This window comes from Streptomyces polygonati (assembly GCF_042650325.1).
Taxonomy (GTDB): domain Bacteria; phylum Actinomycetota; class Actinomycetes; order Streptomycetales; family Streptomycetaceae; genus Actinacidiphila; species Actinacidiphila polygonati.
In genome coordinates, this window is the sequence record NZ_JBHSBB010000018.1 from 113,213 (window position 1) to 139,734 (window position 26,522).

Consider the following 26,522-nt stretch of genomic DNA (forward strand, 5'->3'; position numbering starts at 1 on the left):
CTTGCCCGGGGAGGGAACTCAGCCTCGGCGACAGCGCGCGGAGGTGGCGGTACCGAAATCGATGACCCTGCGCTGGGTCAGCCGCGGCGCCGTTTCGGCGCGGACACGACCGCACACGGCTTCGCGGGCCGGACCGCGTCCGGACCTCCTCGCGAGCACGTGGGTCATCATGGTGTAGAGCATGCAGGACATCGAAGACTCGCGTCCAACGCCGATTCCTGATCGCGATCGATCACGTTTCGTCATCAATGAAGCGGACGCGGGCTGGCCCGGCCGTTGGCCGTCCACCGGTATACGACGCCAACGGACCGCGGGTGCCGGCCGCTTACGGGGCGGGCAGCAGGAGAGCGCCACCCTGCGGGGATACCGAGCGGCGTGGAGGCGTCGCCCGGCACCGTCTTCCCGGCGGCTCGCGGAGGTGTGGAAGCGTGGAGGCTCGGAGGCGTGAAGGTCCGGGCGTCCGCGACGCCGCAAGCCCGTGCGCACCGCCCGGCGCACGCCGAGGCGCCGGACCGGTCCGAGCCGCGGGCGCGGCCGGGCCTGGTCCGGTCGGTCTTCGAGCGTGGGGCCCGCGGTGTCGGACGACCTTCACCACAGCCTTCGGTGCGGGAGGCGCCCCCGCATCGCGTCGCGGGGGGACACCTCCCAGCGGCAGGAGGGGGAGGTCGCCGTCGTACGGGGCGTACGGGACGTACGCGGACGGCTCGGACGAGGCGGCGAAGTGCCGCGGGCACCGGTCGTCACGGGCCCGGGACGACCGCCCGGCAGCGGCTAGGCGGAGGCTCTGGGCAGGTCGGTGCGGCGGTTGACGCGCAACTTGCGGTAGACCCGCGTCAGATGCTGCTCGACGGTGCTGACGGTGACGAAGAGTTTGTCGGCGATCTGGCGGTTGCTGTAGCCGCGGGCGGCCAGTTCCGCGACCCGCTGTTCGGCCTCGCTGAGCCGTGCCGGGCGGTCGCCGGCATCCGTGCCGTCCGATCGGACCGAGCCGTTGTCCGGCCGGGGGAAGGCGATCGGCGTCTGGCCGAGGCGCACCACTCCGCAGCGCCGCGCGATGCGCTCCGCTCTCAGCCGGGTGGCCTTGGCCCGCGCCGTCCGCCCCATCTCTTCCTCGACCCCGCTCAAGTCCCATAGTGCGTAGGCGAGTTCGAGCCGGTCGTCGCAGGTCTCCAGGGCGTCCACCGCCTGCCGGAGCAGCTCCAGCCGCTTCGGTGAGGCACTGGTGGTGCTCAGTACGCGCAGGCTGAGGGCACGCAGCCGGGTGTCGCGCTCGCTCAGCCGGGAGAGCTGCTCCATCGCCAGCTCCTGCGCCTCACGGACCTGGCCCAGGCTGAGGCAGGCCACCGCCGCGTCGTTGCGCCACGGCAGCAGGTTGGGGAAATCCATCCCCCAGCCCTCCAGCAGCTCCCCGATCGCGCGGAAGTCGCGCAGCGCGGCGTGCGCGTTGCCGCGCGCCTGGTGGTAGCGGCCGCGGGCGAGCATGTAATACAACCCGATCGGAGTGCCGAACATCGCGTCCGGCAGCGGCGTCCTCAGATGGGCCATGGCCTCCTCGTGGGTCCCCAGGCCCAGGCTCGCCTGCAGCAGGACACTGAGCGGGAATCCGATACCGATCCCCCAGCTCTTGGCCGATATCGCGGTCAGGGCGGTACGGGCGTGGGTCTGTGCCAGCATCAGGTCGCCGCGACGCAGCGCGATGTCGGCGCGGAGCGCGGCGAGCAGCGCGTGCCAGGTCGGGGTGTGCCGGGACATCGCCTCCGCGAGCAGCGGCTCGCAGAACTTCTCGGCCTCGGCGACGCGGTCCGCGGCGATCAGTGCCAGCAGGGCGACCGTGTGCAGGGCGAGCGGGCGTTCGCCCAGGTGCTCGGCCTGGAGGATGGCGGTCGCGGAGTCGGTGAGCGCGTCCGCCGAGGCGCCGGTGAGCACGGCGCGCAGCAGCAGCGCGGACTCCAGCAGCGAACTGGGCGTCGGTGTGGCGCAGCCGTCGGCCAGCAGCAGGTCGGCCGACGGCCCGTCGGTGGCGGGGAACAGGCACATCAGCCACAGCCAGGCCCCCCGCAGATGTGCGGTGGTCTTCTCGCCGGCGGAGTCCGGCCGGCGGTCCGCGGTCTGCAGTGCCTCACGGGCCAGGTCGGCCTGGCCGAACCAGAGCAGCGAGGTCACCGGGGCGAGCGCGTCCCGGCCGGTCAGATGGCCGGCCGCGACCGCGGCGGTGAGTTCGGGGATGTGCCGGACCGCCAGGGACGGGTTCGCCTGCCATTCGGACCGGAAGAGTATCGCCGTGGTGTTCGCCTGCAACCGCTCGTCCGCCTCGCTGTCCACTTGGCGGGTCAGTCGCAGATAGGCCAGGGCCTGGTCCACCTCACCGGCCGCCAGTGCTTCTTCGGCGGCCTCGTGCAGGATGGGCACGCTGCAGATGCTGGATTCCTGGGCGGCCAGCTGGTGGCGGGCGATGGTTGCCGACGGCGCGCCCTCTTTGTAGAGCAGGACGGCCGCCTTGGTATGCAGACGCGCGCGTTCGTCCGGCGGCATCCCGTCGAGGACGGCGGGGGCGGCCACCAGCGGGTGGCGCAGCCGTCCGTCGGCGAGCAGGCCAGCGGCGTCCAGAGCGCCGGTGGCGCGGATCACCGACTCGACATCGAGATCGAGGAGTTCGGCCAGCAGCGTCGGGGTGACCGGATCGTCGAGCACCGCGAGGCCCTGGGCCAGCGTCAAGACCGTCGGCCCGAAGCGGTACAGGCAGGAGAGAAGGGTCTGCCGGAAGGTGGAGCCGATGGCCATCTCTCCCGAGCCGGTGCTCGCGGGACTCCGCAGATCGTCCATCAGGCCTTGCAGCAGCAGCGGGTTGCCCCCGCTGAGCCGGTGGAACTCCTCGGCGAGCCGCTGTCCGGTCGCGGGCGAGAACTGCCGGCCGAGCAGCGTCTCGACGCCGTCGCGGCTGAGCGGTTCCAGGGTGATCCGGCGGCTGTACGGCGCGGTCGGCAGCTCGGCCTCGAACCGCGTGACGGCCGGGCCCGGTTGGGTGGATCGGGTGAGCAGCAGCATGACGGGAGAAGCCTGGAACCGGCGGACCATGGACGATAAGCACCGGAGCGAGGGCTCGTCGCAGAACTGGAGGTCGTCCACACCGATGATGAGCGGACCGGGGTTGCTGTCGGCGAGGTCGAGCAGGACCATGCAGAGCGCGTGCGCCACCGCGGGAATCTGGTCGGGGCTGCCGGGGCCGAGGTCGGCCAGGATCGACGTCACATTGCCGTGGCTGAGCAGCCGCGCCACCTGCGCCGCGGTCTGCGGGGGCAGGTCGGCGCCGCGCAGGATCTGGCCCATGACTCCGAAGGGCAGTTCCTGCTCACCACGCGAGGCGACCGCCCCCAGGTAACGCGCCCCGGAGCCGGAGGCCCGCTGGACAAAGGCACGCAGTAACTCCGTCTTCCCACACGCCACCGGCCCTGTGATAACGACGACGCGGCCTCTTCTCGACCGGCACTCATCGAAGGAATCGCACAGAACAGACAGGTGATCTTCTCGCTCGACGATCATCGAATCGAAACTCCCCCTGGCAGTTGCGGACGCCACCCAGCCGAACACCAGGAGACCTCCGTGGTGATCGGCGAGGCGGAGACAGCCACGGCTCCGCGGGTTCCCGGCGCATCTCGGGCTCTGGGCGGCGACTAACCGAGCGTGACTTTACATGGACTCCCCGTGCAATGCAACGAAGACACCGGGCCCGACAACAGGGAAAGGTTGCGGATATATTAATTTGACGAACCGCCTGTGCGTACTGATGCCTTGCGTGTGATTTCCTTGAAACACGGAAGCACCACCGCCGGACGCCCCCTTTGACCGAGTTCGAAACCCGCCGGGGCAACGTTGCCATTCCGTTGGCGGACTTTCTTTATGATGGCTGATTCACACCCCCTAGCCAGGCGGCCGCGCGGCCGCGGACTCCTCGCCCGGCCGGGCCGGCCGGGCGCCGAGGTCGATGTGACCCAGGTCACGGGCCCTGTCGGGGCTTCGCCGCGAGCAGGATCATAACCGACCGAAGAAAGGGCAGGGGTTGGCACGCCGGCCGACCAGCCCAGGTGAACGGCTGTACCAGTAAATCGTGGTCAGCGTAAATATCTGCATGAATCAAGACATGCCAGGTATACCGGCCGGTGTTTCATAGGGGTTCTGGGAATCTTCGCGGCATCCCCCTATGCGGGGACTTCCGCCCCTGGTCAGCGCGGCGCCCGGGCGTGTCCATGAAGCCTGGGGTTGGTCGCGGCGGCTACCGAACGTAAGGTCCCTGACGGGAAGTCCAGTTCCCGGTGGTCGGAATGCGGGTGAGCGTCGATGAAGACGTCCCCGCGAGTGGACCCATTCCCGGGTCGGTGAGTCGCGCCTCGACATCCGCCCGGCAGGACCGCGATTCCCGCCCGGCGCGACTGTGCCAAAAATCCGCACCGAACGCCCGACAACGCGTCCCTCTCCCGCCGTGGAACTCTCAACGCAGAAGGAGCGTCATGGATTCTTTGGCAGCGGCCCTGCTCTCCGGTGCCACGCCGGAGGAGCTGGAGCGAACAGAACTGCCCGCCGAGTACGTCGCCACCCATACCCGGGTGCAGGACGTCGACATGTTCCGCGGCGTCGCCGACCCCGACGTGCGCAAGTCGCTGCGGGTCGGACCGGTGGCGATGCCCGAACTCGCCCCGGACGAAGTGCTGATCGCCGTCATGGCCAGCTCCATCAACTACAACACCGTCTGGTCGGCGACGTTCGAACCGGTGTCCACCTTCGGCTTCCTCAAGCGCTACGCGCGACAGGGCGGTTGGGCGGCGCGGCACGACCTGCCCTACCACGTGCTGGGTTCGGACGCGGCCGGCGTGGTCGTCCGTACCGGAGCCGGCGTGCGGCGCTGGCGGGTCGGCGACCATGTGGTGGCCAGCTGTGTGCAGGTCGACGACCAGGAGCCGGCCACCCACGCCGACGGCATGCTCGGCGCGGAGCAGCGCATCTGGGGGTACGAGACCAACTTCGGCGGCCTCGCCCACTACGCCGTCGTCCGCGCCAGCCAGCTGCTGACCAAGCCCCCGCACCTGACCTGGGAGGAGGCCGCTTCCGTCATGCTGACCGCGGCCACGTCCTACCGGATGCTGGTGAGCGACAAGGGCGCCCGGATCAAGCAGGGCGACATCGTGCTGATCTGGGGCGCGACCGGCGGACTCGGCGCCTTCGCGGTCCAGCTGGTCAAGAACGCGGGCGGCATCGCGATCGGTGTCGTCAGCTCCGAGGCGAAGGCGGACATCCTCCGCGACCTCGGCTGCGACCTGGTGATCAACCGCGCCGAGATCGGCATGGACGGCAGCGGCCCGCTCTCGCCGGAGCGCACCATCGAACTCGGCAAGCGCCTCGGCGGAATCATCCGGCGCGAGTTCGGCGAGGACCCGCACGTCGTCTTCGACTTCATCGGCCAAGCCACCTTCGGCGTCTCGGTCTTCGTCGTCCGGCGCGGCGGGACCGTGGTCACCTGCGGCTCCAGCACCGGCTACCAGCACCAGTTCGACAACCGCTACCTGTGGATGAATCTCAAGCGGATCATCGGAAGCCACGCCGCCAACCTCCAGGAACAGTGGGAGTGCAACCGGCTGTTCGCGCTCGGGAAGATGGTGCCGGTGCTGTCCAGCCTCTACCCGCTCGCCGAGGTCGGCGAAGCGGCGCGGCTCGTGCAGACCAACCGGCACACCGGCAAGGTCGGGGTGCTGTGCCTGGCCCCGGAACCCGGCCTCGGCGTCACCGACCCCGAGCTGCGCGGGCGGATCGGCGAGCAACGGCTCAATCCACTGCGCGACATGACACGGGAGACCCCCGTCGCCGCGCTGGTCGGCTGAACCACACGCGAGTCCGGGACAGTCACGAGAGGTGTAATCGACAGTGAATTCAGTCAGTGCCGCGAAGTCGACAGCAGGAATTCTGGGAACCGGTTCCTATCTCCCCAAGGAAGAGGTCTCCAACGACGAGGTGGCAGCCCGGGCCGGTGTCACCGCCGAGTGGATCGAGCGCAAGACCCAGATCAGGAGCAGGCGTTACGCCGCCGCCGACGAGGCGACCTCCGATCTCGCCACGCACGCGGCCGAGGCCGCGCTGGAGTCGGCCGGCATCCCGGCCTCCCGGATCGACTACCTGATCGTCGCCACCTCGACCGGCGACTTCCCGCAGCCCCCCACCTCCTACCTGGTGCAGAGCCGGCTCGAAGCGGTCAACGCCGCCTGCTTCGACATCAACGTCGTGTGCAGCGGCTTTGTCTACGGCCTCGAACTGGCCCGCAGCCTGGTCGCGATGCGCCCCGACGCACACGCACTGGTGGTCGCGGCCGACCTGTACTCCCGCATCCTCGACTTCAGCGACCGGCGGACCGCCATCCTGTTCGCCGACGGCGCCGGCGCGGCCGTGGTCGGCCCGGTGCCCGCCCCCTACGGGATCATCGACACCGAGCTGAACAGCCGGGGCGACGCGCATTCCCTGATCAGGGTGGAGGCGGGCGGCAGCAGGCGGCCCGCCTCCCACGAGACCGTCGACGACGGCGGCCACTTCTTCAAGATGGAAGGCCGCGCGGTCCGCGAGTTCGTCAACGACCAGGTGCCGCCCGCGCTCAACCGCCTGGTGACCAGGACGGGCAGCCGGCTGGACGAGGTGCGGCACTTCGTGCCGCACCAGGCCAATGGCGTCATGCTCTCGGAACTGGTCGATCAGGCCGGGCTCGGCCACGCCCGCACCCACCGCACCCTGGAGAAGTACGGCAACGTCGGCAGCGCCTCGGTGCCGGTCACCCTGGACGAGGCGCACCGGTCGGGACAGCTCACGGACGGCGACCTGGTGCTGCTGGCCGGGTTCGGCGGCGGCATGGCGGTCGGCTTCTGCCTGCTGCGCTGGGGAGTGGCGGCATGAGCGCCAGCGAGGGCCTCGACACGGTCGAGGACACCGGCATCCGGCGGGTCGGCATCGTCGGCTGCGGTCTGATGGGATCCGGGATCGCCGAGGTCTGCGCCCGCCGCGGCCTGGACGTACGGATCGTGACCAGCTCGGAGGAGTCCACCCTGCGCGGCCGGCGCAGGATCGCCGGGTCGCTCGACCGGGCGCTGGCCAAGGAGAAGATCACCGAGGCGGAACGGGACGCCACCCTGCGGCGGATCGAGTTCGCCAACGAGCTGGAGGCGCTGTCCGACCGGCAGTTGGTGGTCGAGGCGGTGCACGAGCACGAGCCGACCAAGCGGGAGCTCTTCGCCACCCTGGACAAGGTCGTCCAGGACCCGGAGGCCATCCTGGCGACCAACACCTCCTCGCTGTCCGTCGTCCGGCTGGCCGGCGCGACCAACCGGCCGGGGCAGGTCGTCGGCCTGCACTTCTTCAACCCGGTGCCGATCCTCCCGCTGGTCGAGGTGGTCGGATCGATCCTCACCGAGGAGCGGACCGTCGCCCGCGCCGAGGAGTTCCTCACCGGGACGCTGGGGAAGACCGCGATCCGCTCGCCGGACCGCGCGGGCTTCCTGGTCAACGCGCTGCTCTTCCCCTATCTGCTGTCAGCGGTGCGGATGATGGAATCCGGGCTGGCCACCGCCGAGGTGATCGACCAGGGCATCGTCCTGGCCTGCGCGCACCCCCTCGGCCCGCTGCGGCTCATCGACCTGATCGGCCTCGACACCACGGTGTCCATCGCCGACTCGCTCTACGACGAGTTCAAGGAGCCGCTGTACGCGCCCCCGCCGCTGCTGCTGCGGATGGTCGAGGGCGGGCTGCTGGGCAAGAAGTCGGGCCGCGGATTCTACGTATACACCTAGGAGACGAAGACGATGACGATCGAGCCCCCGGCCACCCGGACTCCGGCCTCGCAAGGGCCCGTCGAAGCCGTCGCGGTGGTCGGCCTGGCCTGCCGCTTCCCCGGCGCACCGGACCCCGACGCCTTCTGGCGGCTGCTGCGCGAGGGCCGGGACGCGATCGGCGACATCCCCGAAGGACGCGGCGCGGCCACCCAGGACGGGCGGCCGCGGCGCGGCGGTTTCATCGACGGCGTGGACACCTTCGATCCCGACTTCTTCGGTGTCTCACCGCGCGAAGCCGCCGGCATGGACCCGCAGCAGCGGCTCGCCCTCGAACTCGCCTGGGAGGCCCTGGAACACGCCAGTGTGGTGCCCGCCACGCTGGCCGGCTCGCCCGCCGGTGTGTTCATCGGCGCGATCTGGGACGACTACGCCCGGCTGGCCCAGCCGGCCGGGCCGCGGGCCGTCACCCACACCACCATCACCGGGCTCAGTCGCGGCCTGATCGCCAACCGGGTCTCCTTCGCCCTGCGGCTGCGCGGACCCAGCATGGTCGTGGACTCCGCCCAGTCCTCCTCATTGGTGGCGGTGCACCTCGCCTGCGAGAGCCTGCGTGCGGGCGAGTCGAGGATCGCGCTGGCCGGCGGTGTCAGCCTGAACCTCGACCCCGAGGGGTTCACCGTCGCCGAGAAGTTCGGCGCCCTCTCCCCGGACGGCCGGGCGTACACCTTCGACGCGCGGGCCAACGGCTACGTGCGCGGCGAGGGCGGCGGCCTGGTCGTCCTCAAGCTCCTGTCCGACGCGCTCGCCGACGGCGACACCGTGCACGCCGTCCTGCGCGGCGGCGCGGTCAACAACGACGGGGGCGGCGCCACCCTCACCACGCCCAATGCCGACGCCCAGCGGGAGCTGCTGGTACGCGCCCATCGGCAGGCCGGGGTGGACCCGGCGCGGGTGCGGTTCGTGGAACTGCACGGCACCGGCACGCCGGTCGGCGACCCGCTGGAGGCCGGCGCGCTCGGCGCGGTGCTCGGCAGCGGCAGCGCCCGCCCGGCCGACGCGCCCCTGCTGGTCGGCTCGGTGAAGACCAACATCGGCCACCTGGAGGGCGCGGCCGGTATCGCCGGGCTCATCAAGACCGTCCTCAGCCTCCGCGAGGGACTGCTGCCGGCCAGCCTCAACTACCGCTCCCCCAACCCCGGGATCGACTTCGAGGCGCTGGGTCTGCGGCTCAACGACACCGCGAGCACGCTGCCGGACGGCCAACTGGTGGCCGGAGTCAGCTCCTTCGGCATGGGCGGCACCAATTGCCACCTGGTGCTGACGCGTTGGGACCCGGCAGCGGCCGAACCGACCGGCGAGCACCGGCCCGAAACACCATCGTCATCCGTACCCCTGGCCGTGCCGCTTCCCCTACTGCTCTCCGGCCGCACCGACGCGGCGCTGCGCTCCCAGGCGGGACGCCTGCTCGGCCATCTCACCTCCCACCCGTCGCTGGCCCCGGCCGCCGCGGCGGCCGCGCTCGCGACCACGAGGACCCACTTCGAGCGCCGGGCCGCGCTGCCGTCCGGTGACCGCGACGACCTGCTCGGCGCGCTGGCCGCCCTCGCGGAAGGCCGGCCCGGCAACCCCGCCTCGCGCGGTACGGCCCGCGCCGGCCGGCTGGCGTTCCTCTTCACCGGGCAGGGCAGCCAGCGCCCCGGCATGGGACGGGAGTCCTACGACGCCTTCCCGGTCTTCGCCGAAGCCTTCGACGCGGTCTGCGGCCATCTCGACCGGTGGCTGGACCGGTCCCTGAAGGACCTGGTCTTCGCCGGCCCGGACACCCCCGAGGCCGCCCTGCTGGACAGGACCGGCTACACCCAGGCCGCGCTGTTCGCCTACGAAGTCGCGCAGTACCGGCTGCTGGAGCACTGGGGCCTGACCCCGGACGCCGTACTGGGCCATTCGATCGGCGAGTTGTCCGCCGCGCACGTCGCGGGCGTCCTGTCGCTGCCGGACGCGGCCCAGTTGGTCGCCGCCCGCGGCCGGCTGATGCAGGCGCTGCCGGAGGGCGGCGCCATGGTCTCCTTCCAGCAGTCCGAGGAGCTGCTGCGGCCGCTGCTCGACGCTCTGGACGGCCGGGTGGCGGTCGCCGCCGTCAACGGCCCGAGGTCGACGGTGCTGGCCGGCGACGAGGACGCGGTGCTCGAACTCGCCCGGCTCCAGGGCGATCAGGGCGTCAAGACCCGGCGGCTGCGGGTCAGCCACGCCTTCCACTCCCCGCACATGGACGGCATGCTCGACGAGTTCGGCCGGATCGCCGCCGGGCTGACGTACCAGCGCCCGAACACACGGGTGATCTCCAACCTCACCGGCGATGTCATCGATCCCGACCGGCTGGCCACTCCCGAGCACTGGGTGCGCCACGCACGCGAGGCCGTCCGCTTCCACGACGGCGTGCGGGCGGCCGCCGCGGACGGCGTCACCGCCTTCCTGGAAATCGGTCCGGACGCCGTCCTGACGGTGATGGGACGCGACTGCGTCGACCCCGCCGAGGCCCGCTTCACCGCGACGGCCCGCGCCGGGCGGCCCGAGCCCGAGACGCTGCTGGCCGCCCTGGCCGATCTGCACGTCCACGGCACGGCCGTGCCGTGGCAGCGGATCGCCGGACGCGTGATCCTCCCGGAGCCGCTGCCGACCTACGCCTTCCAGCGCGAGCGTCACTGGCTGCCCGAGGCGGGGACCGCGACCGCCGCGGGGCCGGCCCCGGTCGGCGGACCGCCGGCGGTCCGGCCAGCCGAGGCGGCGCCCGCGGCACCTGCCGCGACCGCCGCGACCGTCGTGCCCGCCGGGACCTTCGCCGGTCAGCTCGCCGCGCTGCCCGGGGCCGAGCGCGACCGCGAGCTGTCCGAACTGGTCCGCACGCAGGTCGCGCTGGTCCTCGGTCACGGCCGGCCGGAGTCGGTCGACCTGACCCGCGCCTTCCAGGACCTCGGCTTCGACTCGATGATGGGCGTGGAGCTGCACGACCAGCTCAGCGAGATCACCGGTCTGCCGCTGCCCACCACCCTGGTCTTCGACCACCCCACCCCCGAGTCGCTGATCGACAGGCTCAGGACGCTGCTCGTCGGTGCGCCCAAGGCGGTCCGCGCCGCCGCGGTGGCGTCCCCGGCCGACGACGATCCGATCGTCATCGTCGGGATGGCCTGCCGGCTGCCCGGCGGTGTGCGTTCGCCGGAGGACCTCTGGCAGCTGGTGCTCGACGGCCGCGACGCGATCTCCGGCTTCCCGGAGGACCGCGGCTGGGACCTCGAAGGCCTCTACGACCCCGATCCGGAGCACACCGGCACCTCCTACACCCACTTCGGCGGCTTCCTCCCCGACGCCCCCGACTTCGACGCCGGGTTCTTCGGGATCAGCCCGCGCGAGGCGCTGGCCATGGACCCCCAGCAGCGACTGCTGCTGGAGACCGCCTGGGAGGTCTTCGAACGCGCCGGTATCGACCCGCTGTCGGTACGCGGCAGCCGGACCGGCGTCTTCGCCGGCACCTTTATGTACCGCGACCACGCCGCCAGCTCCCGGATCCCGGAATCCCTGGAGGGGATGGGGATGACCGGCGGCGCGGCCAGCGTGCTGTCCGGCCGGCTGGCCTACAGCTTCGGCCTCGAAGGACCGGCGCTGACCGTCGACACCGCCTGCTCGTCGTCGCTGGTGGCCCTGCACCTGGCCGGCCAGGCCCTGCGGCAGGGCGAGTGCGAGCTGGCGCTGGTCGGCGGCGTCACCGTGATGTCCACCCCTTCCACCTTCGTGGAGTTCAGCCGCCAGCGGGGCCTGTCGGCCGACGGCCGCTGCAAGCCGTTCGCCGCGGCGGCCGACGGCACCGGCTGGTCCGAAGGGGTCGGTCTGCTGCTGGTCGAGCGGCTGTCCCGGGCCCGCAGCGAGCACCACCAGGTGCTCGCGGTGCTGCGCGGCTCGGCGATCAACCAGGACGGCGCGAGCAACGGCCTCACCGCCCCCAACGGCCCCGCCCAGCAGCGAGTGATCGAACAGGCGCTGAGCGCCTCGCGGCTGGGCCCCGCCGAGGTCGACGCGGTCGAGGCGCACGGCACCGGCACCCGGCTCGGCGACCCGATCGAGGCGCAGGCGCTGCTGGCGACCTACGGGCAGGACCGCCCGGGCGAGCTGCCGCTGCGGCTGGGTTCGCTGAAGTCCAACCTCGGCCACACCCAGGCCGCCGCGGGCGTCGCGGGCGTCATCAAGATGGTGATGGCCATGCGGCACGGTGTGCTGCCCCGCACCCTGCACATCGACGAGCCGACCTCGTTCGTCGACTGGGCGTCGGGCGCGGTGGAGTTGCTCCGCGAACCGCTCGACTGGCCCGACACCGGCCGGCCGCGTCGCGCGGGTGTCTCGTCGTTCGGCATCAGCGGCACCAACGCCCACGTCATCCTGGAGCAGGCCCCCGCGCTGGACGCGCCGGCCACGGCCGAAGCGCCCGACCGGGGCACCGGGGCCGAGGGCGACCCGCTCGACGAGCCCGAGGTGCTGGTGCCCCTGTCGGCCAGGTCGCCCGAGGCGCTGCGCGGCCAGGCGGCCCGGCTCCGGGAGTGGCTGCTCCGTGACCCGGCGCTGCGGCCCGCTGATGTCGGCCTCTCGCTGGCCACCACCCGCGCCGCGCTCGGTGAGCGGGCCGTAGTGCTGGCGGCCGGCCGGGACGAACTGCTGACCGAACTCGACGCCCTCGCGGGCGGCGGTACGAGCACGCGCGTGGTCACCGGCGCTCCGGCCACCGGCCGGCTGGCGTTCCTCTTCACCGGCCAGGGCAGCCAACGGCCTGGCATGGGAGGGGAGTTGTACCAGCGCTTCCCCGTATACGCCGAGGCCTTCGACGCGGTCTGCGCCGCCTTCGGCGACCGGCTGGGCCAGCCCCTGCGCGAAGTCGTCTTCGGCGAGCAGGCCGGCCAGGACGCCGAGCCGCTGGACCGAACGGTCTTCACCCAGGCCGGGCTCTTCGCGATGGAGGTGGCGCTCTACCGGCTGGTGGAGAGCTTCGGTGTACGGCCCGACCTGGTGGCGGGCCACTCGATCGGGGAGCTGTCCGCGGCGCACGCGGTCGGCGTGCTGTCCCTTCCCGACGCCGTCGAACTGGTGGCGGCCCGCGGCAGGCTGATGCAGGCGCTGCCGGAGGGCGGGGCCATGGTCTCGGTCCAGGCGACCGAGGAGGAGATCCGGCCGGCCCTGGCCGGTCTTGCGGGCCGGGTGTCCGTCGCGGCGCTCAACGGCCCCTCCTCGCTGGTGATCTCGGGCGATGCCGAAGCGGTGCGCGGCGTCGCGGAGCTGTGGCGCGAACGCGGTCGCAAGACCCGCGAGTTGCGCGTCAGCCATGCCTTCCACTCGCCGCTCATGGAACCGATGCTCGCCGACTTCCTCGCGGTGGCCCGGTCGTTGACCTACGCGCCGCCCGCCGTGCCGATCGTCTCCAATGTCACCGGCCGGATCGCGGCCGACGGGGAGATGCTCTCGCCGGAGTACTGGGTGAGCCATGTGCGGGAGGCGGTCCGTTTCGCCGACGGCGTCCGCGCGCTGCGCGCCGAGGGCGTCACCAGCTATCTGGAGCTGGGTCCGGACGCGGTGCTCACCGCGATGGGTCCGGCCTGCGTGGCCGACGAGGACGGTGACGAGGAGGGCGGCGAGGAGACGGAGTTCGTGCCGGCGCTGCGCCGCGACCGGTCCGAGACGCAGTCGCTGCTGCTGGCCGTGGCCCGGCTGCACGCGCGCGGCCGGTCCCTCCGGTGGCAGGAGGTGTTCGCCGGCGCCGGCGCGCGCCGGGTCGAACTGCCCACCTACGCCTTCCAGCGCAGGCGCTTCTGGCCGGAACCCGAGCTGACGACCGCCACCGACGCGGCCGGGCTCGGCCTCGGGGCGACCGGCCACCCGCTGCTCGGCGCGGTCGTCCCGGCCGCCGAGGGCGATGAGTTGCTGCTGGTCGGCCGGGTGGCCCTGGACACCCATCCATGGCTGGCGGACCACGCGGTGCTCGGTACCGTGCTCTTCCCCGGCGCCGGTCTCGTCGAGCTGGGCATCCGGGCCGGCGACCATGTCGGCTGCGATGTGCTCGAAGAGCTGACGCTGGAGTCACCGATGATGCTGCCCGCCCGGGGCGGTCTCCAGGTGCAGGTCCTCGTCGGCGCCGCGGACGAGTCCGGCCGCCGTACCCTCGGCATCCACTCCCGTCCCGAGAGCGACGACCCGGCGGGCGCGGCCTGGACCCGGCATGCCACCGGCACCCTCGCCGAGGCGCACACCGACCCCGCTCCCGAGGAGGACGACGCCGCGCAGTGGCCCCCGCCGGGCGCGCACGCTGTCGACTTGACGGACCATTACCCGCAACTGGCCGCGCAGGGCTTCGGCTACGGCCCCGCGTTCCAGGGGCTGCGCGCGCTGTGGCGGCGCGACGACGGCACGGTCTTCGCCGAGGTCGCGCTCGCCGAGCGGCAGCGGGCCGACGCGGACCGCTACGGCCTGCATCCCGCGCTGCTGGACGCGACCCTGCACACGATCGAACCGGGCGTCTTCCCGCGCACCGGCGAGACCCGGCTGCCGTTCGTCTGGAACGACGTACGCCTGCACGCCTCCGGTGCCGCCGTCGCCCGGGTCCGGGTGGCCAGGGCCGGGACCGACGGCGTGACCCTGCGGCTGATGGACGAGCGGGGCGGCCCGGTCGCGACGGTCGGGGCACTGGCCAGGCGGCCCGTCACCACCGAGCAGCTGCGCGCCGCGACGGCCAGGAAGCACGACGCCCTGTTCCGCGTGGAGTGGATCGGGCACACCGCCGACCTGGCCGCCGCGAACGCGGCCGCGGCGGCGGGCCGCTGGACCGTACTGGACCGCGACGCACCGGATCTCGCCGCCGACCTGGTGGCCGGGCTGAGCGGCGCCGGCCGGGCGGTCGCCCGGGCCGGCGGTCTGGACGCCCTGGCCGGCGACGCCGCGCCGGATCTGGTGTTCGCCCCGCTCGCCGGACCGGCGGACGCCGGGACTCCGGAAGCGCTGCACGCGGTGGCCCGGCGCGCGCTGTCGCTGGCGCAGGACTGGCTGGCCGACGAGCGCTTCGCCGACTCGCGGCTGGTGGTGGTGACCCGGGGCGCGATCGCGGCGCGGCCGGGCGACGACATCCAGGATCTGGCGGCCGCGACGGCCTGGGGGCTGCTGCGGTCCGCGCAGACCGAGAATCCCGACCGGTTCGTCCTTCTCGACCTCGACGCGGACCCGGACTCGTACCGGGCGACGGCGGCCGCGCTGACCGGCAGGGAACCCCAACTGGCGGTCCGTACCGGCCAGGTGGCGGTCCCCAGGCTGGGCCGGGAGGCGGTACTCGACGCCGCCGCGCCGTGGAGCGCGGACGGCACGGTGCTGATCACCGGGGCGACCGGGGCGCTCGGCGGACTGATCGCCCGGCACCTGGTCACCGAGCACGGCGTCCGTGATCTGCTGCTCACCAGCCGCAGCGGCGGACAGGCCCCCAACGCCGAGGAGTTGGTCAGCGAGCTGACCGGGCTCGGCGCGCGGGTGACGCTCGCCGCCTGCGATGTCGCCGACCGCGAGGCGCTCGACGGCCTGTTGGCGTCCGTCCCGGCCGAACGACCGCTGACCGGGGTGGTGCACGCGGCCGGCGTGCTCGACGACGGCGTACTCGCGGCGCTGACGCCGGACCGGCTGGATTCCGTCCTGCGGCCCAAGGCGGACGCCGCCTGGAATCTGCATGAGGCGACCCGCGAGTTGAAGCTCTCCGCTTTCGTCCTCTTCTCCTCCATCCAGGGCCTCGTCGGCGGCGCCGGGCAGGCCAACTACGCGGCGGCCAACGCCTTCCTCGACGCGCTGGCCGAGCACCGGGCGGCGGCCGGACTCGCCGCCTCCTCGCTGGCCTGGGGACCGTGGGCGCAAGGCGGTATGGCCGCGGCGCTGTCCGACGGCGACCGAGCGCGCTTCGCCCGTACGGGCATGGTCGCCATCCCGCCGGACAAGGGCCTCGAACTCTTCGACGCCGCGCTGCGGTCGGCCGCTGCCGGACTGGCGCCGCTGCTGCTCGACCTGCCGACGCTGCGCACGCGCGGCGCTGAACTCCCGCACCTGCTCAGGGGATTGGTCCGCGCTCCGGCGCGCCGCACGGTGGGGTCCGCCGCGACCGCCGAGCCCGCGCCGGACCTGGGCGCCCGGCTGGCGGAGATGACCGCGGCCAAACGGGACGAGACGCTGCTCGACCTGGTGCGCGACGAGGTGGCCGCGGTGCTGGACTACGGCAGCGGCGAGACGGTCGACGTCCGCAAGGGCTTCAAGGAGCTGGGCCTCGACTCTCTCACCGCGGTCGAGCTCCGCAACCGGCTCAAGAAGGCGACCGGCCTGCGGCTCCCCGCCACACTCGTCTTCGACTATCCGACCCCCACCGCCCTGACCGGCATGCTCAGCGCCGAGCTGGTGCCCGACCCGTCGGCCGGCGCACCCACCGACGACGCCGTGGTCCTGGCGGACATCGACACCGGCGTCGTGGACGAGGACCGCACGGACGAGATCATCGACGCCATGGACGTCGCCGAACTGATCCGGCTGGCCAGCGAGGACATCGGCTCCTGACCGACCGCGTCACCCCGCCACCCGGCAGTCGAGGCCGGGCGGCGGCGGGGACACCGGGGATTCCCCCCCCCGAAGTCCCCGCCCGCCGCCCGGCCTTCGCATGTCCGGCACCGGCCGCCACCGTCCCGCACCGGCCGGCACCTGCCGCTGCCGCACCGCACCCGCCCGGCGCGGAGACCGTGACCGTACGCGCTGGGCCGAAGCGACCGAGCGACGAAGCCCGCACGCCGAAGTGGCCCATGCCCGGCGCCTTGAGCGCCGCACATGGACCACTGTCCGTCGTGCACAGCCCCTGACGGGGCTTCGATCAGCCGGTCGGCTCAGTGCGAGACAGCCCCGACATCGCCGATCGACTCCTGTGCCAGGCCGCCCTCCGGGGCCGCCTCAGGGGCACCCGGCTTCTTGAGGGTGAAGGCGAGGAAGCCGCCCAGGATCGCCGCCGCACCGCCGATCCACATGGCCGTACGGAGGCCGTGGGCGACGTCGGAGACGGCGGGGGCCCCACCCGAGGCCAGGTGCAGGCCGGAGGTGGCGATGGCGACGAGGACGGCGAGGCCGGCCGCGCCACCGATCTGCTGCGAGGCGGTCGCCAGGGCGGAGGCGACACCCGCCTCCTGGGGAGCGACGCCGGAAGCGGCGCAGATGAACATCGCCGGGAAGGTCACACCGCCGCCGACGCCCCAGATCAGGGTGCCCGGCAGCAGCGCCCAGAACGAGGCGCCGTGGGTCATCGCCACCGCGAGCACGATCATGCCGGCGCCGTTGACCACCATGCCGAAGAAGAGGGTGGCGCGCGGGCCCCACTTGCCGATCAGCAGCGCGGTCAGCTTCAACGACGCGGCCATCGAGATGAGGGTGAGCGGCACGAAGGCCAGGCCGGCCTTGAGCGCGTCGTAACCGTTCACGCCCTGGAGGTAGTTGGTGAAGAGGTAGTACGCGCCGCCGAGGGCGCTCTGGAACACCAGGATGATGAGGATCGCCGTGACCAGGCTGCGGTTGCGGAACATCCGCATGGGCACCAGCGGGTCCTCGGTCCTGTTCTCGACCACGACGAGCAGGGCGAGCAGCACGACGGCGCCGATCAGCGATCCCACCACCCGTGCCGAACCCCAGCCGCTCTCCGGTCCGCTGACCAGGCCCAGCACCAGCAGCGAGGAGCCCGCTGTGGCCAGGACGGCACCGGGCACGTCGAATCCGCCACGCCCACCCGCGCGCTGCGGGTCGGGTGCCAGCACGATGGGGGCCAGGACCGCGGCGACCAGCGCCATCGGGACGAGGACGAAAAGCACCCACTCCCAGCCGCCGGCCTGGGTCAGCACGCCGCCGAGGAGGGCGCCGACCGCGAGGCCGCCGCTTCCCGCCGCGCCCCAGGTGGCCAGCGCGCGGTTGCGCTGCGGGCCTTCCTCGAAGCTGGTGTAGACGAGGGTCAGGGTCGCGGGGGACAGCAGCGCCGCGCCGACACCCTGGAAGGCTCGGGCGGTGATCAGCATGCCCGGGTTCTGGGCGAAGCCTCCGACGAGGCAGGCGATACCGAAGATCGCGAGGCCCAGGATGAGCATCTTGCGGGCCCCGACGCGGTCGACCGCGCGACCGCCGAAGAGCAGCAGTCCGCCGAAGGCGACGGCGTAGGCGCTCACGACCCACTGGAGGGACTGGGTGGTGAAGCCGAGGGCGTCCCCGATGTCAGGGAGCGCCACATACACGATGTTGTAGTCGACGGCGACGATGAACTGGGCGAATGCCAGCAGCGCGAGCATGAACCCGGGCCGCCGGCTCGTCTGGGGGGCGGTGTCAACCAAGGCTATGGCTTCTTTCATTCACTGGGTCGGCATCGACTGGAGCGGTCGGCCGGGGTCGTCTGCACGGGCACTCGTGGGTCTGCGGCGGCGGATGGCCACCGCCGAGTGCACGCCGTTCAGTTTTCGTACAGCAGACTCTAAATCAACGCTGTGTTACTGTCAAACGCGATGGAGGCAGCGCCTCGGCCGAACGCTCGCCGGTCCCCTTGGCACTCCCGGACCGAGACCGGATGGGCGGCGGGCCGAAATGCGCTATTGGGCCGGACCCGGCCTTTTCGCGGCTCGCGGCGGTATGGACACCGGGCCGACGGCAGGCCGGCCTCGCAGCCTCGCCCGAAAAGAGCAATGAGTGGATCCGCCACCCCTGCGGTCAACCCCTAAAGGGGTCCGGCCGACCCCTTGATGACACCGTTCCGACCTGTGCCGAACCGGAGCGGAGACGCGTATCCGGCGCAAAGGAACAGCGCACGGTCGCCGGACCGGGCAGACCTGTCCGACAGCTCGGTGCGAAACTCCGCGCGATCTCCATAGGCAGCCGTTCCGCCGAGGGATACGACCCCGCGAAGAGGCATCCAAGCCGCCGGAAGGGGGCGAGCAGGTACTTTACGGCAGTCAGAAATCGTTCGCAGCGTGATTACTCTACACTGTTAAGCTGGAGGTATGGCACCCACACCGAGCCGGCGGGAGCGCCTCCGCGCGGAAGCCGCACAGGAGATCAAGACGATCGCGCTCAAGCACATGGCGGAGAACGGAACGGCCGCCGTGTCCCTCCGCGCGATCGCTCGTGAGATGGGGATGACCGCGGGCGCGATCTACAGCTACTACGACACCAGGGACGACCTGATCACGGCACTCGTCGCCGATGTCTACAACTACCTGGCGGACACCCTGGAGGTGGCCATCGCCGCGGTCTCCGACGACCCGGCGTCCCAGGTGATCGCCTACGCCCGGGCGTACCGGCTGTGGGCCGTGGAGAACCCGCAGGAGTTCCGCCTCATCTACGGCGATCCGGCACCCGGCTACCAGGTGCCGACGGGCGGTGCCGCGGCGGAGGCCGAGCACCGCAGTTGCGCGGTGCTCACCGGTGTGGTGGCCGGCGCCTGGCCGTGGGCGCGGGAGTTGCACCATTCCGAGGGACACCTGTGGTCCGACTACGACCAGAACTTCGCGGCCATGGTCCGCGGTTCCTTCCCGGAACTGCCGCCGGCCGCGGTCGCGCTCGCCCTCCGGTTGTGGGGCCGGCTGCACGGCCTGGTGTCGCTGGAGGTCTACGGGCATCTGCGCCCGCAGATCCCCGACCCGGAGAAGCTCTACCGGGCCGAACTCACCGAGCTGGTGGACGCGTTGGGACTGGGCTCACCGGACGGCGCGACCGGCGCCGACCCCCCGTCGGTCGCCGGGGCCGGCCACCCGTAGGGGTGGCCGAACGACGAGAGGCCCGCCGGTGAAGGCGGGCCTCTGCGACGGTGCGGTGACTCGGATCAGGAGAAGAAACCGTACAGCTGACGGACCTGGCCGTCCCGCACGGCGGCGAAGTCGTAGCCGACCGCGACCGGGGCGGCTCCGGGCGGACCGACGTGCCAGGTGAAGCGGGCGACGTCGTGGTGCGCGCTGATGTCGCCGGCCAGGGAGAAGACGAAGCCGGGGAACTGCTTCTGGGTCTGCTCGATGTAGGAGTCCAGAGCGGCCCTCCCCTGGACCGCGACATTCGGATCGACGTATTCCACGTCTTCGGTGAAGATTTTGTCGACCAGCGCCCGGCGCTCTTCGGCCACCAGGGTGTTCCACGTTTCCAGGTACTGCTTCACCACAGTGGTGATGTCACTGCTCACGAATTCCTTCTCCTTCATCAAGACACGGCGCCAACTGCCGCACGGGACCATACCCATTCGACTGGCAGGGAAATCTGTCGTCACATCCCGTGTCCCACACAGCGTACCGCTCGACGGGAGAAAATCTTAACGGTCGCCGGATCGTTCAGGAAACCCCGAGCGGCTTCATGGAAACCGGCAGCGAGGCCAGACTGCGAATGGCCAGCGCACCATTGGTGGGCGGCGTATCGGTCACGAGTTCGACGTCGAATCGGGTCAGCGCGTCCAGCGCGACCTCGGTCACCAGCCGGGCGATCGGCGCGGCCACGCAGAAGTGGATGCCGTGCCCGAACCCCAGGTGCCTGGTGCCGCTCCGGGACAGATCCAGCTGGTCGGCCCGCTCGTAGACACCCGGATCGCGGTTGGCCGCTCCGAGCAGCATGAAGACCTCCTCGCCCTCCGCGACCCGGGTCCCGTTGATCTCGGTGTCCTCCAGCGCGGTGCGGTTGATGAGCTGCACGGCCGAGTCGTAACGCATCAACTCCTCGACCGCGGCGGAGGCCTTGTCCGGATTCTGCCGGTACCACGCGACCTGGTCGGGGTGGCGCAGCAGGGCCAGCGAGGACAGGCCCATCATCGCCTGCGGCGCGCTGAAGCCGGCCAGGAAGACATTGGCCACCGTGGTCAGCAGCTCGATCTCGGAGAGCCGTTCACCGTCCTGCTCGACCAGGACCAGCTCGCTCATCAGGTCGTCCTGCGGTTCGGCCCGGCGCTCGGCGATCAGTTCCTCGGCGATCTTCACATAGCCGTCCCGCGCCGCCAGGCGGTTGGTGAGCGCCTCCGGCGTCAGCGTGTAGGCGGGGTCCAGGCCGCGACCGGCGTCGTTGGCGTACTCGATGCAGTCGGCGAGGTACTTGCGGGGAACACCGACCAGGATATTGAGCACCCCCGCGCCCAGCGGCCGGAAGACCTCCGCGGTGAGGTCCACCGAGCCCTCGGCGGCGCTGCGTTCGGCCGCGGCGTTGAGCAGTGTCAGGGCGAGCTTCTCCGCCTCGGGCCGCAGCCGCTGCACCGCGCGGGGGGTGAACGCCTTGGTGACCAGGGCCCGTATCCGGGTGTGGTCCGGCGGGTCCATGAACATCACGGCCGGCCGGAGGCCTTCGGACGTCGGTATCATCGTGTCCTGCACACCGGCGCCGTCACCGCGGCCGAGCTTGGGATTGCGCAGGACCTCGTTGACCTCCTGGTAGCCGAGCACCGCCACCCCCGCGGCGGTGGGGATCACCGAGCCCTTGGCGCGGAGCTGCTCGTAGACCGGGTAGGGGTTGGAGTGGAAGGTCGGGTCGAAGGGGTCGTAGGGCAGGACCTGGGGAAGATCCTCTGCGTGCAGGGTGTCGGTCATGTCGGGCATTCCCGTCTGGGTCGGTTCGGACTGTGCGCGCGGACGACGGTCTCGACTGCGGGCGCGGATGGGCCGGGCCTGGGCGTGCTCGGCGAACGGACCGGGTCGATCAGCCGGCCGCGCCCAACAGCTGGAGCTCGACCGGCATTTCGAGGATCACGGTGTGCTTGTTGTTGGGTGCGTACACCACGGGTCCGGCGAGGCCGATCTCCTCCACCCGGTCGAGCATCGCCTCCAGGAAGAGCTGGATCTCCAGCCGCGCGACCTGGTCACCGAGGCAGAAGTGGGTACCGGTGCCGAAGGAGAGGTGTGGATTGTCGGTACGGCGGATGTCGAAGACGGAGGCGTCGGCGAAGACCTCCTCGTCCCGGTTGGCCGACGGCCACCAGAAGGTCACCTTGTCGCCGGCCTTGATCGAGTGGCCGTGCAGCTCCACGTCGCGGACGGCGGTCCGCCGGTTGTAGGGGTTCGGCGGCGCCCAGCGCAGGATCTCCTCGATCGCGCCGGGCAGCAGCGAGCGGTCCTTCCGCAGCGCGTGCCACTGGTCCGGGTGCTGGGCCAGCGCCAGCACTCCGCTGGCGATGGTGTTCCGGGGCTGCTCGAAGCCGGTGATCAGCAGCAGCACCGCGTTGCCGTCCCGCTCCAGGTCGGTCAGCGGCGGCTGACCGCTGCTGTCCTCGATCTGCCCGAGCGCCAGCACCGTCCCGAGGTCCGCGTCCGTGGAGGCGGCGTCCCGCTTGTCCTGGAGCAGGCGCCTGAAATACGCCTCCATGGCGTGGAAGACGGTGGTGGACGACTCGTCGACGCCGCCGGTGAGCCGGTTGACGAAGCCCAGGTTCTTGCGGCCCCACTCGGCGAGCTGGTCCCAGTCCTCGCGCGGCGCGCCGAGCATCAGCGAGATGGCGCGCAGCGCGTACGGCTCGGCCAGGTCCTGCATGAAGTCGACGCTTCCGCCGCGCTCCGCGGCCCGCACCAGCAGGTCCGAGGCGATCTCGCGCATCGGGTCGGCGAGGCCGGCCGCGATGTCGCCGGTCACCGACGGCTGCAGAAGCCGGCGGATCACGGCGTGCCGGGGATCGTCCATCATGGGCAGGAGCACCCCGGCGAGCACTCCCCTGGGCAGGTCCTCCATGTGGGAGCCACCGCCCACCCGGGGGCCGCCGCCGTCGGCGGAGAAGTCCGGGTCCGCGGCGGCGGCCACGATGTCGGCGTGCCGGGTCAGCACCCAGAAGCCGTCGCCGTCCGCCGTGCTGCCACCGGGGTGGAAGAGGACCGGGGCCTCCCGGCGCAGCCGCGCGAACACGTCGTAGGGGACGCCGGCGGCGTACCTGGACTGGTCCGCCAGGTCGAACCCGCCCAGCACCTCGGGGAGTTCGGAGCCGGTGGCGGCGCCGGTGCCGTCCGCGGCGGGCACGGACTGGGCTTGGTCAACGGTCATGCGAACCCCTCATGTCATGCGCCGCGCGGCGGTCGGGCCGGGGCGGGTCGAAGCACACCGGGCAGCACCGGTCGGTGCCGGTCAGCACTGGCCGGTACCGGTCGCTGCCGGTCAGTGGTGCGTCAGCCGGTCGGCGTCGTCGCCGGCCAGCCACGCCCGGCTGATCCCGGCGTGGTCAGGACCGGCGTCCGCGCCGAGCCTGCCGAAGAGACCGGTCAGCCGGAGCCGCGCCTCGGTGCAGTAGACGTCGGCCAGTTCCTGGCCCTGGCCCGGTGAACGGCTCGGCTCCGGCGACTGCTCGGGGCCGGCCGCCCGGGACAGTACGGCGGCGGCGGTGAACAGCTCTCCGGCGATCCGGCCGAGCAGTACGGTCGTCCGCTCGTCGGCGAACAGCTCCGCGAGGTCGGGGCGCTTGCGCACCAACTCCCCGCAGACGCGGTGGAACTCGGTGATGAGCGCGGCCACCGCCCGCAGATGGCCGAGGTTGGCGGGGGAAAGATCGTCGTCGGCGAGGTCGGGGAGGATGCCCTGGTCCGGTGCGGTGCCGGCGTCGGTGCCGGTCTCAGGGCCGGCCGCGCTCCGATGGAACGCTGAGAGCAGCATCCGCCCCAGCTGGTTGTCGAGTTGGAAGTCCACATTGCCCGCGATCCGCAGGCCGCGGGCGTCGCGGAAGGCCCGCTCCAGCGGCACCGGCGGCGCGCCCCGGCGGACCTTGCTGGCCACCGTTTCGAAGCCTTCCCCGCCGAAGAGCGACACCGTCCGGTCCACGATGCGCCACGCGGTGCGCACCAGGATGTTCTTGACCGCGAACCGCTCGAACCAGCGGTCGCCGAGGTCCGATTCCAGCAGACTCCAGCGGACCGCGCTGTCCATCGCGTAGACCTCGGCGAGGGTCGCGGAGACGATGCGCTGAATCTCGTCGTACTCGCCGAGCTCCCGGCCGTCGATGCGGCGCCGTGCCACGAAGGCGGCCGACCAGGACAGGCAGTGCTTGGCAATGGCCATCGCGGGGCCGCCGGTGAAGTAGATCCGGCCGATCAGCGCGATCAGCCCCACCAGTTGGGGCAGTTGGTCCCCGTCCGGGTCCACCAGGACGTGCTCGGCGGGAACGAACACCTGCTCGAAGCGGAGTGACCCGTTGGGCAGGCCCCGGCTGCCCATGAACTCCAGCCGTGTACCGACGGAGAAGCCGGGGGTGTCGGTGTCCAGGAAGCAGGCGCCGACTTTGGGGCCGCCCGGGTCGAGGACCGTGGCGGATACGGCGATCAGATCGGCGATCGGGCCGTTGCCGGTGAACAGCTTCTCGCCCTGGAGCAGGTATCCGCCGTCCACCGGGGTCGCGGTCAGTGTCGGCCGGGCGTTGTTCTGCCCCGACTGATCGGTGTCGCCGAACCCGGAGAGCATCCCCTCGGCGATCCGGCGGCTGACGAAGTCACGCAGAGGCCCGGGAGGCAGCGCGGGCAGCATCGCCGCCGCGCCGACACCGTTCTGGATCGCGACGATCTGGCCGGCCGGTACCGAGTGGGCACAGGCCTGGGCCACCACCCGGAAGGCGTTGTAGGCCGACAGGCCCAGACCGCCCAACTCCGGGGAGATGCGCAGCCTGAGATAGCCGCGCTCCTGGAGGTCGCCGACCAGGGCCGGCGGGATCGTCCGGGTCCGGTCAAGCGCCTCCGCGTCGACCCGGTCCGCGAAGAAGCCCTCGACCTCGGCAACCAGTTTGTCGCCCAGCTCCCGCTCGACGGGATCCTGCGCAGGGAAGGGCCGCAGCCGGTCCCAGTCCAGCCGGCCGGTCTCCAGGCTGGTCAGAAAGGTCGCGACGGGGGCGCCGGTGCCGTTTGGCGATACCGCGCTCATCCACGATTCCTCCGTTCGCATTGCCGGTTCGGCGTTCGGCGCCGAACCGATGCGCTGACAAAGCAAACTAGTGACGCCCGACCCCTATCGCCAACCCCAGAAACCCGATGACTCCCCCTACACGGCGGCCTTTCACCCGGGCACGGCAGGACTTCGGTCGGTAAGGTGACAGAAATTGCTTCGAGCGTCTCGTCCCCGGAGTTCGGCGTCGAAATCGTTCGGGGTCTCGAAGGAGGTGGTGGGCTCGAAAAACAATACGTGGCACCCGTGTACGGAGGGGCCCCGGCGCTCGACGAGTCGCCTGTCTCGCCTGCCGGGGGGCGGGGGAGCGCCGCAACCCCTCCGCGTACTACACGGTGTTCAATTACAACACGTCACATAGTAGCCTGACGTCGTACCGTGTCAAGCCCGACGACCGGGCGTACCGCAACGGACGCGGAGCGGCCGGGCGTCGCCGGAGGGCGGGCGCCGGGGTGGACGGGGGGCCGGCCGGCGGCCGACCGACCGCGCCGGGTCGCACGGCGGCCACGGCACCACGCAGCAGGGCACAAGGCAGGTGGACAACGCGTTACACGCTGGGAACAAATTGGTTTCCCGGGCCCTTAACCCTCCGTGCGTACGGGCCCTAGGGGGCATTAAGGGTTGAGGGCGCGAGAGGCGTCTGCATAGCGTGTCCATCGGGAAATGACTGGACGCGGGCGGGTGGAGAGCGACCCTTCCGGGCTCCATGCTGCCCTGCACCTCACGCCTGTTCCGCACGCATGCCCTGCACAGATGAATACCGGTCGCGCCCATGGAATACGCGGATGCGCCGCAGGACCGGAACGCATCGAGAGAACAAACGCGAGGATTCGGCAATGCGGCCGGCCTCGAAGTCGCCCCGACGTCCGAGCCACACCTCTTCAGGAACGTCCGGGATGCGACCGGTCATCGCACCGGATGCCCCGTGCCCCACAGGGGGCCAGCGCCCAGGTGGAGTTCGCCGAACGGCCGGAGCACCTCGGAAACGCCGGAGCACCTCGCATACAGAGGCATACAGAGAAGGAAGAGCATGACGAACCCCTCGTCCGAAGCTGTTGTCGAAGCCCTGCGAGGCTCGCTCAAGGAGACCGGCAGACTGCGGCAGCAGAACCAGGAATTGCTCGCCGCCTCCCGGGAGCCGATCGCGATCGTCGGTATGGGCTGCCGCTTCCCGGGCGGGGTCGGCTCTCCGGAGGATCTGTGGGAGCTGGTGGCCGCCGGCGGCGACGCGATCTCGGGCTTCCCGGCCGACCGGGGCTGGGACCTGGAGAACCTCTACGATCCCGACCCGGAACGGCCGGGGACCTCGTATGCCCGTGAGGGCGGTTTCCTGCACGAGGCGGGTGAGTTCGACGCGGAGTTCTTCGGCATCTCACCGCGTGAGGCCTTGGCGATGGACCCGCAGCAGCGACTGCTGCTGGAGACCTCCTGGGAGACCTTCGAGCGGGCCGGCATCGACCCCGCCACCCTGCGCGGCAGCCGGACCGGCGTCTACGCCGGCGTCATGTACCACGACTACGGACCCCATCTGCACGAGCCGGTCGAGGGCATCGACGGCCACCGTCTGACCGGCGGTGCGGGGAGTGTCCTGTCGGGTCGGGTGTCGTATGTGTTCGGTCTTGAGGGCCCGGCGGTCACGGTGGACACCGCCTGCTCCTCCTCGCTGGTGGCTCTTCACCTGGCGGTGCAGGCGCTGCGGGCAGGTGAATGCACCCTGGCACTGGCCGGCGGCGTGACCGTCATGTCCTCCCCCGGCACCTTCGTCGAATTCAGCCGCCAACGCGG

At 71.7% G+C, this 26,522-nt stretch carries 12 protein-coding genes; 6 read left to right on the forward strand and 6 right to left on the reverse strand.

Features of this window, described 5'->3' with window-relative positions; all coding sequences use genetic code 11:
• Nucleotides 1-771 precede the first annotated feature (771 nt).
• A complete protein-coding gene (locus tag ACFO3J_RS25680; RefSeq protein ID WP_386433738.1) occupies nt 772-3,540 on the reverse strand; it encodes a helix-turn-helix transcriptional regulator in 2,769 nt (922 codons plus the stop codon).
• Nucleotides 3,541-4,505: 965 nt separating this feature from the next.
• On the opposite strand from ACFO3J_RS25680, the gene ccrA reads away from it, so the two are divergent.
• From ccrA to ACFO3J_RS25700, 4 genes are read left to right on the forward strand one after another with little or no spacing between them, the layout of a single operon-like run.
• The gene (gene ccrA, locus ACFO3J_RS25685; protein WP_386433740.1) at nt 4,506-5,870 is read left to right on the forward strand and encodes a crotonyl-CoA carboxylase/reductase; all 1,365 of its coding nucleotides are present in this window, start codon (nt 4,506-4,508) and stop codon (nt 5,868-5,870) included.
• Between the two features lie 43 nt (nt 5,871-5,913).
• Nucleotides 5,914-6,927 carry a 3-oxoacyl-ACP synthase III family protein gene (locus ACFO3J_RS25690; RefSeq protein ID WP_386433742.1) on the forward strand — a complete coding sequence of 338 codons (1,014 nt, stop codon included), beginning with the start codon at nt 5,914-5,916 and terminating at the stop codon, nt 6,925-6,927.
• The gene (locus tag ACFO3J_RS25695) at nt 6,924-7,817 is read left to right on the forward strand and encodes a 3-hydroxybutyryl-CoA dehydrogenase (RefSeq protein WP_386433745.1); all 894 of its coding nucleotides are present in this window, start codon (nt 6,924-6,926) and stop codon (nt 7,815-7,817) included. Before ACFO3J_RS25690 ends, ACFO3J_RS25695 begins: the two co-directional genes overlap by 4 nt.
• Nucleotides 7,818-7,829: 12 nt before the next feature.
• On the forward strand, nt 7,830-16,409 hold the full coding sequence (locus tag ACFO3J_RS25700) for a type I polyketide synthase (RefSeq protein WP_386433748.1): 8,580 nt from the start codon (nt 7,830-7,832) through the stop codon (nt 16,407-16,409).
• A gap of 320 nt (nt 16,410-16,729) precedes the next feature.
• On the opposite strand, the gene ACFO3J_RS25705 is transcribed toward ACFO3J_RS25700, so the two are convergent.
• A complete protein-coding gene (locus ACFO3J_RS25705; protein WP_386433751.1) occupies nt 16,730-18,208 on the reverse strand; it encodes an MFS transporter in 1,479 nt (492 codons plus the stop codon).
• A 660-nt stretch (nt 18,209-18,868) separates the two neighbouring features.
• Between ACFO3J_RS25705 and ACFO3J_RS25710 the strand changes: the two genes are divergently transcribed.
• Nucleotides 18,869-19,624 (forward strand): TetR/AcrR family transcriptional regulator, encoded by a 756-nt coding sequence (locus ACFO3J_RS25710; protein ID WP_386433753.1) that lies wholly within the window; start codon nt 18,869-18,871, stop codon nt 19,622-19,624.
• A gap of 65 nt (nt 19,625-19,689) precedes the next feature.
• Here ACFO3J_RS25710 and ACFO3J_RS25715 read toward each other — a convergent pair whose 3' ends face one another.
• The 4 genes from ACFO3J_RS25715 to ACFO3J_RS25730 all read right to left on the reverse strand — a co-directional run bounded on the left by ACFO3J_RS25715 (nt 19,690) and on the right by ACFO3J_RS25730 (nt 24,716).
• On the reverse strand, nt 19,690-20,040 hold the full coding sequence (locus ACFO3J_RS25715; RefSeq protein ID WP_386433756.1) for a nuclear transport factor 2 family protein: 351 nt from the start codon (nt 20,038-20,040) through the stop codon (nt 19,690-19,692).
• A gap of 145 nt (nt 20,041-20,185) precedes the next feature.
• On the reverse strand, nt 20,186-21,421 hold the full coding sequence (locus ACFO3J_RS25720) for a cytochrome P450 (protein ID WP_386433759.1): 1,236 nt from the start codon (nt 21,419-21,421) through the stop codon (nt 20,186-20,188).
• A gap of 109 nt (nt 21,422-21,530) precedes the next feature.
• Nucleotides 21,531-22,859, reverse strand: coding sequence for a cytochrome P450 (locus tag ACFO3J_RS25725; protein ID WP_386433762.1), 1,329 nt, complete (start codon nt 22,857-22,859; stop codon nt 21,531-21,533).
• 111 nt (nt 22,860-22,970) lie between these two features.
• Nucleotides 22,971-24,716 (reverse strand): acyl-CoA dehydrogenase family protein, encoded by a 1,746-nt coding sequence (locus ACFO3J_RS25730; protein ID WP_386433765.1) that lies wholly within the window; start codon nt 24,714-24,716, stop codon nt 22,971-22,973.
• A gap of 1,087 nt (nt 24,717-25,803) precedes the next feature.
• Here ACFO3J_RS25730 and ACFO3J_RS25735 point away from each other — a divergent pair.
• Nucleotides 25,804-26,522, forward strand: a 719-nt coding sequence (locus ACFO3J_RS25735; protein ID WP_386433777.1) for a beta-ketoacyl synthase N-terminal-like domain-containing protein, incomplete at its 3' end; no start/stop codon positions are given.